Origin of the sequence: Haloplanus rubicundus, assembly GCF_003342675.1 — an archaeon.
In the GTDB taxonomy this organism is placed as follows: Archaea; Halobacteriota; Halobacteria; order Halobacteriales; family Haloferacaceae; genus Haloplanus; species Haloplanus rubicundus.
Genome location: NZ_CP031148.1, coordinates 1,043,863 through 1,056,949, shown reverse-complemented (window position 1 = coordinate 1,056,949; position 13,087 = coordinate 1,043,863). Strand labels below are relative to the sequence as shown.

Annotated in this window: 15 protein-coding genes; 9 read left to right on the top strand and 6 right to left on the bottom strand. The window is 69.4% G+C overall.

Annotated elements, in window-relative coordinates; all coding sequences use genetic code 11:
- Positions 1-8: 8 nt before the first annotated feature.
- Positions 9-155, bottom strand: coding sequence for a hypothetical protein (locus tag DU484_RS19455; RefSeq protein ID WP_157969269.1), 147 nt, complete (start codon positions 153-155; stop codon positions 9-11).
- Between DU484_RS19455 and dcd the strand changes: the two genes are divergently transcribed.
- The 3 genes from dcd to DU484_RS06400 are packed head-to-tail and all read left to right on the top strand — an operon-like array spanning position 139 to position 2,320.
- A complete protein-coding gene (gene dcd, locus DU484_RS06410) occupies positions 139-720 on the top strand; it encodes a dCTP deaminase (RefSeq protein ID WP_114585298.1) in 582 nt (193 codons plus the stop codon). The two genes, DU484_RS19455 and dcd, sit on opposite strands and share 17 nt — an antisense overlap.
- Positions 717-1,643 carry a thiamine-phosphate synthase family protein gene (locus DU484_RS06405; protein WP_114605436.1) on the top strand — a complete coding sequence of 309 codons (927 nt, stop codon included), beginning with the start codon at positions 717-719 and terminating at the stop codon, positions 1,641-1,643. The genes dcd and DU484_RS06405 overlap by 4 nt, the downstream gene beginning before the upstream one ends.
- Positions 1,640-2,320 (top strand): class I SAM-dependent methyltransferase, encoded by a 681-nt coding sequence (locus DU484_RS06400; protein ID WP_114585296.1) that lies wholly within the window; start codon positions 1,640-1,642, stop codon positions 2,318-2,320. Before DU484_RS06405 ends, DU484_RS06400 begins: the two co-directional genes overlap by 4 nt.
- Here the strand turns inward: DU484_RS06400 and DU484_RS06395 are convergent.
- Both DU484_RS06395 and DU484_RS06390 read right to left on the bottom strand, forming a co-directional pair.
- Positions 2,317-3,078: a DUF7001 family protein gene (locus DU484_RS06395; protein WP_114605435.1), complete on the bottom strand. Its 762-nt coding sequence runs from the start codon at positions 3,076-3,078 to the stop codon at positions 2,317-2,319. The genes DU484_RS06400 and DU484_RS06395 overlap by 4 nt on opposite strands.
- A gap of 34 nt (positions 3,079-3,112) precedes the next feature.
- Positions 3,113-4,039 (bottom strand): sulfide-dependent adenosine diphosphate thiazole synthase, encoded by a 927-nt coding sequence (locus DU484_RS06390; RefSeq protein WP_114585294.1) that lies wholly within the window; start codon positions 4,037-4,039, stop codon positions 3,113-3,115.
- 108 nt (positions 4,040-4,147) lie between these two features.
- Here DU484_RS06390 and DU484_RS06385 point away from each other — a divergent pair, with 108 nt between their 5' ends.
- Positions 4,148-5,122, top strand: coding sequence for a glutathione S-transferase family protein (locus DU484_RS06385; protein ID WP_114605434.1), 975 nt, complete (start codon positions 4,148-4,150; stop codon positions 5,120-5,122).
- On the opposite strand, the gene DU484_RS06380 is transcribed toward DU484_RS06385, so the two are convergent.
- From DU484_RS06380 to DU484_RS06370, 3 genes are all read right to left on the bottom strand, one after another.
- The gene (locus DU484_RS06380; RefSeq protein WP_114585292.1) at positions 5,108-5,659 is read right to left on the bottom strand and encodes a YqaA family protein; all 552 of its coding nucleotides are present in this window, start codon (positions 5,657-5,659) and stop codon (positions 5,108-5,110) included. The genes DU484_RS06385 and DU484_RS06380 overlap by 15 nt on opposite strands.
- Positions 5,660-5,810: 151 nt before the next feature.
- Positions 5,811-8,081, bottom strand: a complete 2,271-nt coding sequence (gene ppsA / locus DU484_RS06375; protein ID WP_114605433.1) for a phosphoenolpyruvate synthase — start codon at positions 8,079-8,081, stop codon at positions 5,811-5,813.
- A gap of 168 nt (positions 8,082-8,249) precedes the next feature.
- Complete coding sequence (locus DU484_RS06370) at positions 8,250-9,158, bottom strand: PhzF family phenazine biosynthesis protein (RefSeq protein ID WP_114585290.1); 909 nt, start codon at positions 9,156-9,158, stop codon at positions 8,250-8,252.
- Between the two features lie 88 nt (positions 9,159-9,246).
- On the opposite strand from DU484_RS06370, the gene DU484_RS06365 reads away from it, so the two are divergent.
- From DU484_RS06365 to DU484_RS06345, 5 genes are all read left to right on the top strand, one after another.
- Positions 9,247-9,939, top strand: a complete 693-nt coding sequence (locus DU484_RS06365) for a phosphoribosyltransferase (protein ID WP_114585289.1) — start codon at positions 9,247-9,249, stop codon at positions 9,937-9,939.
- 63 nt (positions 9,940-10,002) lie between these two features.
- A complete protein-coding gene (locus DU484_RS06360; RefSeq protein ID WP_114605432.1) occupies positions 10,003-10,962 on the top strand; it encodes an AEC family transporter in 960 nt (319 codons plus the stop codon).
- Positions 10,963-11,009: 47 nt separating this feature from the next.
- Entirely contained in the window at positions 11,010-11,636 is a 627-nt protein-coding gene (locus tag DU484_RS06355; protein WP_114605431.1) for a LysE family translocator, read from the top strand.
- Positions 11,637-11,708: 72 nt separating this feature from the next.
- Positions 11,709-11,945: a hypothetical protein gene (locus tag DU484_RS06350; protein ID WP_114585286.1), complete on the top strand. Its 237-nt coding sequence runs from the start codon at positions 11,709-11,711 to the stop codon at positions 11,943-11,945.
- 57 nt (positions 11,946-12,002) lie between these two features.
- Positions 12,003-12,983: a calcium/sodium antiporter gene (locus tag DU484_RS06345; RefSeq protein WP_114605430.1), complete on the top strand. Its 981-nt coding sequence runs from the start codon at positions 12,003-12,005 to the stop codon at positions 12,981-12,983.
- The last annotated feature ends 104 nt before the right edge of the window (positions 12,984-13,087 follow it).

Below are 13,087 nucleotides of genomic sequence, written 5' to 3'. Positions count from 1 at the left end.
GGAGCGTCTCAAAAAAGCGTTGCCGTTTCCTTCACGGTTCCGTCAGGAATTGCCTCGAACGGCACCGCGCCGTCCACGGACGCCACCGTCACGGCGCCGACCGGGGGGATTTTACCCCTCGACACCACCCCGTTAGGTATGATCCTGTCGGACACCGACATCCTCGCTCGCCTCCGCGAGGGTGACCTCGTGATCGACCCCCTCGACGACGTCGACCAACAGGTCCAGCCGGCCAGCGTCGACCTCCGCCTCGGCTCGGAGTTTCTGGAGTTCCAGCGCACCAACATCTCCTGTATCCACCCCACCCGCGAGGAGGAAGTGGGCGAGTACATCTCGGAGACGGTCGTCGACGAGGGCGACGAGTTCATCCTCCACCCCGGCGACTTCGTCCTCGGCACCACGAAAGAACGCGTCGAGATGCCCGCCGACCTCGTCGCCAACGTCGAGGGACGCTCCTCGCTCGGCCGCCTCGCCGTCGTCGTCCACGCCACCGCCGGCTTCGTCGACCCCGGCTACCGCGGGCAGGTGACGCTCGAACTCTCCAACCTCGGCACCGCCCCCGTCGCGCTCACGCCCGGCATGCGCGTCTCCCAGCTCGTCTTCACCGAACTCACCTCGCCCGCCGAACGGCCGTACGGAAGCGAGCGCGGCTCGAAATACCAGGACCAACACGGCCCGCAGGCCTCCCGCATCGGCGACGACCCCGAGTTCGAGTCATGAAGTTCGTCGAGGAGATCGTGGTGGAGGAGTTCCTGCCCACCGTGCGGTCGATGCTCGCCGCCGACCTCCGGGAGCGGGGCTTCACCCAGCGCGAGGTGGCCGACGCCCTCGGCATCTCCCAGTCCGCCGTCTCGAAGTACGCCCACGGCGAGGTGGCGACCAGCGACCGGATCAGCGAGGACGAACGCGTCCGGGAACTCGTCGAACGGATCGGCGACGGGCTGGCGACCGGCGACATGAGCCGCGTGCAGGCGCTCATCGAACTCGAGGTCCTCGTCCGACAGCTGGAGGACGGCGACCTGCTCGCCGAACGCCACCGCGAACTCATGCCCACCCTCCGCGAGTACGACGCCTCCTTCGACGTCCACGACCCCGAGAGCGGCGCCCGAACCACCGAACAGGTCCGCTCGTCGGTGCGCCGCGGCCTCCGCATCCTCCGCAACACCTCCGGATTCGCCGGTCTCGTCCCCAACGTCGGCTCCAACCTCGTCGAGTGCCTGCCCGAGGCGACCGACGTGGAGGACGTGGCCGGCGTCCCCGGCCGCATCTTCGACGTGCGCGGGACGGCGACCATCCCCTCCGATCCGGAGTTCGGCGTCAGCGAACACGTCGCCTCCGTCCTCCTGTCGGCCCGCGCCGCGGGGGCGACCGTCCGGAGTGCAGTGAACGTCCGCTACGATCCCGAACTCGTCGACGCCTTGCGCGAGGCTGGCTACCCGACCGTCGAGTACGAGGCCGGCCGGGACGGAGCCGAGTCGGACGAGGCCGCTCGCCCAAGCGTCACCGAGGCGGTCCGCGACGCCGACCCCGACGCCCCGTTCGTCCTCTACCAGACCGGCGGCTTCGGCATCGAGCCGATCACGTACGTCCTCGCCGACGACGCGCCGACCGTCGCGCGAATTATTCGCGATCTGGCCCGATGACGACTCCCGATCCGGACCGCGCGAGCGCCGCGCAGGTCTTCTACTCGCGGTGGGCGCCCGGCTACGACCGCCTCGCCACGCACGCCCCCGGTGTCCGTCGCCTCCGGACCGCACTCGTCGGCTCGCTCGACCCCGCCCCGGGCGATACCGTCGTCGACGTCGGCTGTGGCACCGGCGCGACCCTCCCCTACCTCCGCGAGCGAGTCGGGAGCGAGGGTGCCGTCGTCGGCGTCGACTTCGCCCCCGGCGCCGTTTCCCGCGCCCGCGACCGGATCGAACGCGCTGGCTGGGACAACGTGATCGTCTGTCTGAGCGACGCCACCCGCCTCCCCCTCCGTGACGCGGACGCCGTCACCGCAAGTTTCCTGATGGGGATGCTCCCCGATCCCGCGGCGACGGTCGAGGGCTGGCTCGACGACCTCGACCCCGACCGGATCGCCCTCCTCGATCTGGCGCGGAGCCACCGGCTCCCCGGCCGGTCGCTCAACCCCCTCTTCCGACTCGTCGTCCGCGCGTCGGCGCCCCCGGGCACCGCGGATCATCACGGCGAGTCGCCGACGCGCGTCCTCGACCGTCGGGTGGCGGCGGCACACCGGACGGTGCTGGACCGCTGTTCCGCGGCGACCCACGGGACGCGTGCCGGCGGCTTCGCCTACCTGAGCGCCGGGCGGCGTTAGCCGTACCGCTCGGCGTGCGCCTCGCAGAATTCGGGGTCGCGAAGCTGTGCCCGCACCACGCCGGGCTGGCGGTGGGCGTCGTACAGCCGACACCGCTCGTCGTCACAGAAGGCGGTGCCCGTCTCGACGAACGCCACCGCGGCGAGGACGTACCCCTTCAGGGCGTCTGTCGTCCGCGGGTCGTCGGCGACGAGGAAGTCGCCCTCGATTTCCGCCTCCAGCACCTCCCGGGGTGGCGCGTCGCCCGTCAGCATGGCGTGTTTGCTCTTGGCCTCGTAGTACGCCTCGGGCTTGGCCGGCGCCTCGTAGAGGCCGGGCACGGAGATCAGTGAGGGCTGTCCGAGGACGGCCACGCGCTTGTGCCAGCGGCCGTCGTGGTCGCCCCACGTCCCGAGGACGCGGTCCAGCAGGGGGACGTGGAGGTGGTCCAAGCCCTGCCGGTCGGGGAGGCGGGCGTTCAGCGCCCGCCCGACCGCCTGCCCGTCGTAGACGACGCCGCCGGCCCGTTCGGGGGCCGAAAGCGCCCGCTCCTCGTAGCGGACGATCCCGACCATGGTATTGCCCGTCTCGGGGTCGTAGGGGTCGGTGACGCGGGCGGCGGCGAGTGCTTCGGCGAGGGCATCGGAGTCGTCGGGAGCGCCCAACAGCCGGTCGCGCACCCTGACCTCGGCGGCCACCCGGTCGCGGAGCCAGTCCGCGATGGCGTCGGCGTCCGCGGGGGTGGTGGGCGCGCGATAGAGGGTGACGGTCTCGACCATCACGGCACCTCGCGCGAAGACCGCATCGTGTCGATCAGTCGTCCGCGGGCGCCCGCGACGTGAGTTCCACGTCCGCGGCGTCGACGCCGAGTTCGTCGATGGCGGCCTGGGCCGCGCGCTTGCCGGAGACGAGCATGGCGCCGAAGGTCGGCCCCATCCGCGGCAGGCCGTAGGTCGTGGCGACGGCCATCCCCGTCGCGATCAGGCCGTCGTGGACGACGCCCGTGTGTTCGACGACGGCGTCCTCGCTCTCGCCGACCCACATCGAGTCGTGGCCCGGCGAGTCGTGCCCGGGCGCGCCGTAGGAGTCGTCGCCCGTCTGGTCCATCCCCGTGTTGTGCTCCTTGGCGTGCTGGATGCCCGGCGCGTCGAGGACGCCGCGCTCGTCGAGTTTGGAGATGGCGACGGCGTCGTGGCCCGTCGCGTCGATGACGAGGTCCGCCTCGACGGCGATGGGGTCGACGCAGGTGATCTCCCGGGGCAGCGCGTGCACCGGCGTCCAGTTCATGACGATGCCGCCGACGCGGTGGTCCTCGCGGATCACGATGTCCGTGAACTCCGTCATGTTCTGCATCTTCGCACCCGCGTCGCACGCGGCCTTGATGAGGCCGGAACACGCCTCCGGCCCGTTGGCGACGTACAGGCCCTCGGTGTCCTGTGCGGGCTTGTAGTCCACGTCGAGGTCCTCCAGTACGTCCTGAGCGGGGTCCCGAACGGTCACCTTGTTCATCAGGAAGCCGCCGAGCCAGAACCCGCCGCCGAGGTAGTTGTTCTTCTCGACGACCATCGTCTTCACGCCGCGCTCGGAGAGCTCCTTCGCCGCCATCAGCCCCGAGGGACCGCCGCCGACGATGAGCACGTCCGAGTCCGAGAAGTCCATGAACTCCTCGGTCCACTCCTGACCGATCGCACGCGTTACGTCCGCTTCGCCGACCTGACTGAACTCGCTGAACGAAGACATACCACTCAGTGATATTACTGGGTAGTTCATATAGCTTGCGCCACGCCGACGAAGGCTTTTGCCCGTCGCTCCCGGACGGGGACGTATGCAAACCGAGGTGAGCGAGCGGTGAGCCGACTGGTCGAGGGCGAGTGGGTCGCCGAGGCCGACCTGGAGACCGACGAGGACGGCGAGTTCCAGCGCCAAGAGCAGGCGTTCCACGACCGCCTCGGCACCGACGCGTACCCCAGCGAGGCCGGGCGCTACCACATATACATCTCGCGGGCGTGTCCGTGGGCCCACCGCGTCGCCATGACGCGCAGTCTGAAGGGACTGGACGACGCCATCTCCCTCTCGCTCGTCCAGCCGGAACGCTACGACGAGGGGTGGGAGTTCTCCGACGCCCATCCGGACCCCCTCTACGGCGCCGACTACCTCCGCGAACTCTACGTCCGCGCCGATCCGAACTTCACCGGGCGTCCGACCGTCCCCGTCCTCTGGGATACGGAGACGGAGACCATCGTCAACAACGAGTCCGAGGAGATCATGCGCACCCTCGACGTGGCCGGCCACGAACTCGCCACGCGCGACGTCGACCTCTACCCAGAGGGCTACCGCGACGAGGTGGACCGCCTCATCGACGACATCTACGACCCCATCAACAACGGCGTCTACCGCGCCGGCTTCGCGGCGTCACAGTCGGCGTACGACCGCGCCGTCGACGACCTGTTCGCGGCGCTCGACCGCTACGACGACCTGTTGGCCGACCAGCGCTACCTCGCCGGCGACCGGCTCACCGAGGCGGACCTCGCCATGTTCGCGACGCTCGTGCGGTTCGATCACGTCTACCACACCCACTTTAAATGTAACCGCCGCGCCATCCACGAGTACGACCACCTCTGGGGCTACACGAAGGACCTCTACACCACGCCCGGAATCGAGCGCACCGTCAACGTGGACCACGTCGTCCGTCACTACTACGTGAGTCACGCTGATCTGAACCCAAAGCGTCTCGTTCCCACCGGCCCCGACATCGACTTCACCGAGGGGCACGACCGGGACCGGTTGCCGGGCGGGCCGCCGGCGGGCCTACAGGACCGCTAGGACGCCCGCGCTCAGTCCCAGCGTCACCAACAGTCGCCCGACGCTCCCGGCGAACGTCGCGGCGGCGAAGCGGACGTAGTCCTCTTCTAACACCGCGAAGGCGTAGATGGAGAGCGTATCGGGGAAGAACGGAACCGACAGCGCGAGCGCGAGACCGGCGTACCCCCAGCGCTGGGCGACTTCGACGGTCCGGCGCTCCGACCAGCCGATCACGTCGAACCGGGAGCGGCGGAGCGCCTCGATGATCGGTCCCGACTCCTTGGCCTCCTGGCCGATGTGGAAGGCGAAGACGCTCCCGGCTGCCTTCCCGAGGGCCGAGGTGAGGATGATCAGCGCCAGTCGGGCCTCGGTCGACAGGCCGAGATCGAGCGGCGCCAACAGGACGACTTCGCTGACGCCGGGGAGGGCAAAGGCGATGAGAAACGAGTAGACGAAGATGATGACCAGTCCACCCCATCCGGTCGCCGTCTCGACGAGGCGCGTCAGCCACTCGAGTCCGGGGAGGTCGAACGCGACGAGGGGGACCAGTGCGTCCACACCTCACCCTTGACAGGCGGTGACGTAAGTCTTTCAGGTTTCCGTCGGGCGGGAAATCCAGTCCGACGACTCATAGGGAGTATGGTAACTGTCTATAGATTCTCGCCGGACCGTCACGGCGAGAATCTATGCTGACTTCCGATAATTCCTATCAGCGCACCGAATCGAGGATCAGCCGCGACTCGACGCGGTCGACTTCCTCGAACACGTCCGCGACGGCGTCGATGTTGGCGCTGATGGAGGTGATCCCCTTGCGGACCAGAAAGTCGACCATCTTGGGGTGGGAGCCGGCCTGCCCGCAGATGCTCGTGTCGACGCCCGCCGCCCGGCAGGCGTCGATGGTGTCGCCCATGATGTCGAGCACCGCCGGGTGGAGTTCGTCGAACCGGTCCGAGACGTGCTCGTTGTTGCGGTCCACGGCGAGGACGTACTGCGTGAGGTCGTTCGTCCCGAAGGAGACGAAGTCGACACCCTCGTCGACGATGTCCTCGACGCCCATGGCGCTGGCCGGCGTCTCGATCATGACGCCCCAGTCGCGCTTCTGGGGGTCGATGCCGACCGCCTCCATGTGCTCGCGGGCCGCGGCCACGTCCGACCCGTCGGTGACGAGCGGGAACATGATCTCCAGGTTCTCGTAACCCTGCTCGTAGAGGCGCTTGAACGCCTCGAGTTCGTGTTCGAACACCTCCGGCCGGTCGAGGCTGCGGCGGATGCCGCGGTAGCCGAGCATCGGGTTGTGTTCGTCGGGTTCGTCCTCGCCGCCCTCCAGCTGTCGGAACTCGTCGGTCGGCGCGTCGAGCGTGCGCACCCGAACGGGCCGGGGGTAGAACGCCTCGGCCACCGTGCGGACGCCGCTCATGAGTTCCTTCACGTAGGCCTCGGAGCCCTCGTCCGCGATGTAGCGCTCGGGGGTCTTCCCCAGCGAGAGGACGAGATGTTCGATCCGGAGGAGGCCGACGCCGTCGGCGCCGGTCTTCGCCGCCCGCTCGGCCGCGTCGGGGATGGAGACGTTCACCTTCACCTCCGTCGCGGTGATCGGTTTGGGTCGCGATCCGACCGGAGCGTCGTCGTCGGTGCCGGGCTCGACGGCCGGTTCGTCCGTCGCGACCGCCCCCTCGCGGACCGTCCCCATCTCGCCGTCGACGGTGACGATCTGTCCGTCCTCCAGGGTTCGAGTCGCGCCGCCACAGCCGACGACCGCCGGCACGCCGAGTTCGCGCGAGACGATGGCCGCGTGGGAGGTCATCCCCCCCTCGTCGGTGACGATGGCGGCCGCGCGCTTCATCGCGGGCACCATGTCGGGCATCGTCATCTCGGTGACGATCACGTCGCCCTCGCTCACCTGGTCGAGGTGATCGAGTTTCGTGACGATCCGGACGGCACCGGAGGCGATACCGGGACTCGCGCCGAGCCCCGACAGCAGGTGGTCGTCGCCGTCGTCGCTCTCGTCCACGTCGTCTTCGGCCTCGGTCGCGCCGTCGTCGATGGTCGTGATCGGTCGGGACTGGAGCATGTACACCTCACCGCCGGCGACGGCCCACTCCACGTCCTGCGGTTCGCCGTAGTGGTCCTCGACTTTCTTGCCGAGTTCGATCAGGCGATCGATCTCCGCCTGCGTGAGCACCTGCTGATCGCGCTTGTCCTCGGGGACCTCGCGCTCGACGGTCTCGCCCGTCTCGTCGTCTTTGACGTGCATCAGCTTCTTCGTCGCGACCGTCATCGTCTCCACCTCGCCGGTCGTGCGGTCGACGACGTAGTTGTCCGGCGAGACGGCGCCGGAGACGACGGCCTCGCCCAGTCCCCACGCCGCCTCGATGATGATACGCGGGTCGCCGGTCGAGGGGTGGCTCGTAAACATCACGCCGCTCTTCTCGGCGTCGACCATCGTCTGGACGACGACGGCGATGTCCACCTCGTCGTGTGGGAAGCCCTTCTGGTTCCGGTAGTAGATGGCCCGCTGGGAGAACAGCGACGCCCAGCACTCCTGTACCCGGTCGACCAGGTCGTCCTCGGTGACGTTGAGAAACGTCTCCTGTTGCCCGGCGAAGGAGGCGTCCGGCAGGTCCTCCGCGGTCGCCGAGGAACGGACGGCGACGAACGTCTCCCCGTCGCCCATGGACCGGTACGCCTCGACGATTTCCGCACGTACGTCCTCGGGAACCTCCGTCTCGACGATGAGTTCGTGAGCGCGCTCGTGGGCCGCCTCGAGCGCCTCGGAGTCCTCGGAGTCTACGTCGACCGCCGAGAACAGTTCCTCGTCGATGCCGGCCTCCTCGATGAAGGTGCGGTAGGTACCGGCCGTCACGACGAACCCCGGCGGGACGGGCAGTCCGGCCTCCGTGAGTTCGCCGAGCGAAGCCGCCTTCCCACCGACCGTCCCCAGGTCGGTAGAACGCACGTCCTCCAGCCAAGCTACAGCCATTTCGTGTCTACGACACCCGCCAGCGAGATAAAGAAGGTTTCGAAGCGCGCAACTACGGCGAACCGTGCGACGCCGTGTCTCGGTGGCTCATACTGTCGGCTGCAACTGTTTCAAGATATTCGCCACCCCGGGCTGGCGGGTATCTTGATCGACTTACAGCCGACAGTATCAGGCCTCGAGGATGTCGTCGTCGTCCGCCGCCGGCACGGCGAGGGTCCCGTCGAGCGCGGTCACCGCGCGCCCACCGACGCGCACGTCGTCCCCGTCGACCCGGACACGGACGAATCCCGGCCGGTCGACGAAGTGGCCCTGTTCGAATCGCATCTCGGCCGGCGGGTCGTCGAAGGCGTCCACCGCGTGGAGGTAGGCCCCGCAGGCGCCGCTCGCGGTCCCGGTCACCGGGTCCTCCGGTACGCCCGCACCCGGCGCCCACATCCGCGCGTGGAGGGTCGAGTCGGCCTCCAGCGCGTCGAACGTGAACGCGTAGACGCCGGTCGCACCGTGATCGGCCGCCAGCGCCGCGACCGCGTCCATGTCCGGATCGGCGCCGCCGAGATGTTCGAGGAAGTTCACGGGGACGATCAGGAACGGCAGGCCGACCGTCGCCACCGCCGCGGGCACGTCCGCGCCAACGTCCTGCATCGCCGCGGGGTCGATCCCCAGCGCCTCGCCCACGCGCTCGTAGTCGGGGTCGACCACCTCGACGCTCGGCTCGCCGGTCCCCATCCACGCCACGCCGTCGTCGGTCACCTCGACGTCGATTGGGGCCGCGTTCGTCCGCAGGCGTCCCTCGCCGGCGTCGAGGGCGCCCTCGTCGTGGAGGTGGACCAGGCTGGCGATGGTGGCGTGACCACAGAGGTCTACCTCCTGTTCGGGCGTGAAATAGCGGATTCGGCGGTCGACCTCGTCGTCGGCGTCGGGCGTGAGAAAGGCCGTCTCGCTCGCCGACAGTTCGCGGGCGATGGCTTGCATCCGCTCGGCGTCGAGGCCGTCCGCGTCGGGGACGACGCCCGCCGCGTTGCCCGCGAGGGGTTCGGCCGCGAACGCGTCGATCAACAGGGTACGGCGCGTATCCATATCACCGACGTGGACGGCGGGCGACAAAAGGCGTTGGGCGGTCCGGCGAAACGTAAACCCTTACCTGTCGGCCGTCGGACTCGCCGCCATGAGCGACCTCCCGGACGACTTCACCTGTACGATCACCAACTGGGAGTACATCTACGGACTCTGCCGGGACGTGGCCGACGAGGTTCGCGCCGCGGAGTTCGACCCCGACGTGATCGTCGCCCTCGCCCGCGGCGGCTGGTTCGCCGGCCGCTGTTGCTGTGACTTCCTCGGTCTCGACGACCTCACCAGCCTCAAGATGGAACACTACGTCGGCACGGCGTCGAAGGGGGCCGACCCCGAGGTTCGCTACCCGATGCCCGAGGGGAGCGTCGAGGGCAAGGACGTCCTGATCGTCGACGACATCGCCGACACCGGCGAATCCCTCAGCCACGCCTACGAGTACGTCACCGACCGCGACGCGGGGGCGGTGCGGACGGCGACGCTCCAGCTCCTCCACACCAGCGAGTTCGACCCCGACTTCGTCGGCGAGCGCCTCGACGAGTGGGCGTGGATCGTCTACCCCTGGAACTTCATCGAGGATATGATCGACCTGATCGAGGGCGCGATGGAGCGGGCGGACGCGGAGACGTTCGACCGGGACGCGATCCGGGCACGGCTCGCGGCCGACCACGACATCCAGCGCATCGAGATGGAGATCGCCCAACCCGACCGCCTCGACGAGGTGCTCGCCGAGATGGAGCGCCGCGACGTGATCGAACCCGCCGGCGACGACCGCTGGCGCCTCGCGTAGCGTGCGCCGAGTCACCATTCCGCGTCCGGGAGAGCACTCCCGTCCCGCACCCGGAGGGAGCGCGTGACCTCCCTGCTCACCATCTTCGCGACGGCCATCCTCCCCATCATCGCCCTCGCGGCCGTCGGCGTCGTCCTCGGGCGCGCCCGCGATGTCGACATCGACCCCCTCAACACCGTCACGGTGTACGTCCTCGTGCCGGCGCTCATCTTCCACAGCATCGCCACCGCGAGCTTCGGCGGGGCGACGCTCGCGCGCATCGGCGTCGCCACGGTGGCCTATCTCGTCGCCATGGTCGTCGTCGCGGAGGCAATCGGCCGCCTGTTCGGCATGGACGAACCCATCCTGAGCGCGCTCGTCCTCGTGAGCGCCTTCCCCAACTCCGGCAACTACGGCATCCCGCTCTCGGAGTTCGCCTTCGGCGCCACCGGCCGGAGCACGGCCGTCGTCTACCTGACCGCACAGGCCATCCTGCTCTACACCGGCGGCGTCTACATCGCCCAGCGAAGCGGCGGCACCCACGGTCTCGGCGGGATGAAGCGCGCGCTCAAGATTCCGCTGGTCTACGCCGTCGTCGCCGGTGTCCTCGCCCGCTGGCTCGGCGTCGTCCCGCCCGCCGAGGGCACCGCGATGACGACGATCGCGCTCGTCGGCAACGCCTCCATCCCCGTCATGCTCCTCATCCTCGGCATCCAGCTCGCCGACACCGACTACGGCGCCGCGCTCGCGGAGGTCGGGGTCGCGAGCGTCCTGAAGATGGCCGTCGCGCCCGCCCTCGCCGTCGGCATCGCCCTCCTCGTCGGCTTCGAAGACCCCACCGTCGCGCGCACGTTCGTCCTCGAGTGTGCGACGCCTGCGGCCATCACGCCGCTCCTCCTCGTCGTCGAGTTCGGCGGCGAGTCCGTCGGCGACGGTCTCTCCGTCGCCGAGTACGTCAGCACGACGGTGCTCGTCACGACGATCCTGAGCATCCCCGTGTTGACCCTGCTCATCGCGGTGCTGGAGTCGGGGGTGCTGGTCTGAGCGGACGACGGAATCTTTAGCACGACGCGGCGAAACGTCCACCTCGAATGGAGCTGTCGACTCTCGCGGCCTTCGTCCCCGCCGCCCTCGCCATCGTCCTCGCGCCGGGGCCCGACACGATGTACGTCGTGACGCGGAGCCTCGGCGACGGCCGCGCCGCGGGCGTCGTCGCCGGCTGTGGCACCGCGACGGGCGTCCTCCTCCACACCGCCGCCGCCGTCGCCGGGCTGGCCGCCCTCCTGCGCGCGAGCGCCACCGCCTACACCGTCGTGAAGTACGTCGGCGCCGCCTACCTCTGTTATCTCGGCGTGCGTCTCCTCCTGAGCGAGGGGACGTTCGAGCCGACACCCGACGGCCGGACCCGCTCGCTCGCCGAGTCGTACCGCCGAGCCGTCGCCATCAACGTCACCAACCCGAAAGTCGCCGTCTTCGTCCTCGCGTTCTTCCCACAGTTCGTCCCCGCGGCCGCCGACGCTCCCGTGCAGATGTCGATCCTCGGCGTCGTCTACGCGGGACTCAGTCTACTCTATCTCGGCGGCGTCGCGCTCTTTGCCGGCCGGGTCCGGACCCGACTGCTCGACTCCGCGCGCGCCGGTCGGGCGATCGAGTACCTGAGTGGGAGCGTCCTGATCGGGTTCGGGGTTCGGCTCGTCCTCGACGAGCGGCCGGTGTGAGCGCCCCGTCCACGACCACCGCTGATAATCGGGCCACGACGCTTAAGCCACCGCGCCGTCGAGGGTCGACGAATGCGACAGAGAGACGGCCTGGACTACCTGCTCGTCGCCGTCGTCGCGGTGCTCGCGGCGGTGCACATCCCGCCCTACGCGGTGGCGAAACGGGAGACGGTCGAACTCGCCCACGAGACCGGTATCGCCGCCGTGATCGACCTGGTGGTCGATATCCGGGTCGCCGTCGTGCTTCTGGCGCTGCTCGGACTCGTCATCCTCCTCGTCGTGACCGACACCGTGCCGAGTCGGGAGTAACCGAGACCTGTCGCCCCGAAAGAACCATTCCGCAGTCACCCGAATCCGTCGCGTGGAATGGTTCAGGGTGGCCCGGCCGTCCAACTCGGCGTCATCGCGGCGTCGGTCCTGGGGCTGTGGATCGGCGCCCGGGCGCTGGTCGACGCCGTCGTCAGACTGGCCCGGCGATTCGGGCTCTCCGATCACACCATCGGACTCACCGTCGTGGCGATGGGCACGTCGACGCCGGAACTCGTCGTCTCCGTCGACTCCGCGCTGAAGGGGCTGGGGAACATCGCCGTCGCCAACGTCCTCGGATCGAACGTCTACAATCTGGCGTTCATCCTCGGCGTCATCTCGCTGATCCGGGTGATTCCGATCGCCGAAGGACTGGTGCATCGGGACGGGGGCGCGCTGCTCGCGAGCACGCTCGTCGCTGGCCTCGTCGTCGCCGACCTGACCGTCACCCGACTGGAGGGTGGACTGCTCGCGGGGCTGTTCGTCGTCTACACCGCGAATCTGTTCCGGACCGCACGGTCCACGGCCTCCACGACGCCGGGGACAGGGGTGGAGGCGGTGACCACGGCGGCCACGGAGCGGCTGGCGTTCCGCGGGCGGGACGCCGCCCTCCTCGTCGGCGGGCTGGCGCTGGTACTCGTGAGCGGCGACTACATGGTCGCGGCGGCGTCCGAACTGGCGCGGGCGGCTGGCGTCTCCGAGTGGGTGATCGGCGGCACCATCGTCGCCGCCGGCACCTCCACCCCGGAGTTCGCCGTCTCGCTGGTGGCGCTCCGGCGCGGCAGCCTCGGCATCTCCGTGGGCAACGTCGTCGGGAGCAACGTCTACAACGTCACGGGCATCCTCGGCGTCTCGGCGCTCGTCCGCCCGCTCGTCGTGAGCGGGACGGCACTGGAGACGCTGGCGTGGCTGGCGGCCGTCACCGTCCTGATGGTCGCCGCCCTCTGGACGAAGCGGCAACTCTCCCGGATCGAGGGGGCGCTGCTCGCCGGCTCCGAACTCTGTCGGTGGGTGCTCAGCCTCCTGCGTGTGTTCGGGTGACCCGTCGCGCGAGTCGCGCGACGCCCGCAGGCCGCCACGGCTTCGTCGCCCAGCGACGAACCTGTCGGTCTCTTCGGATGCCTCGCCGGTCGCGAGGCATACTC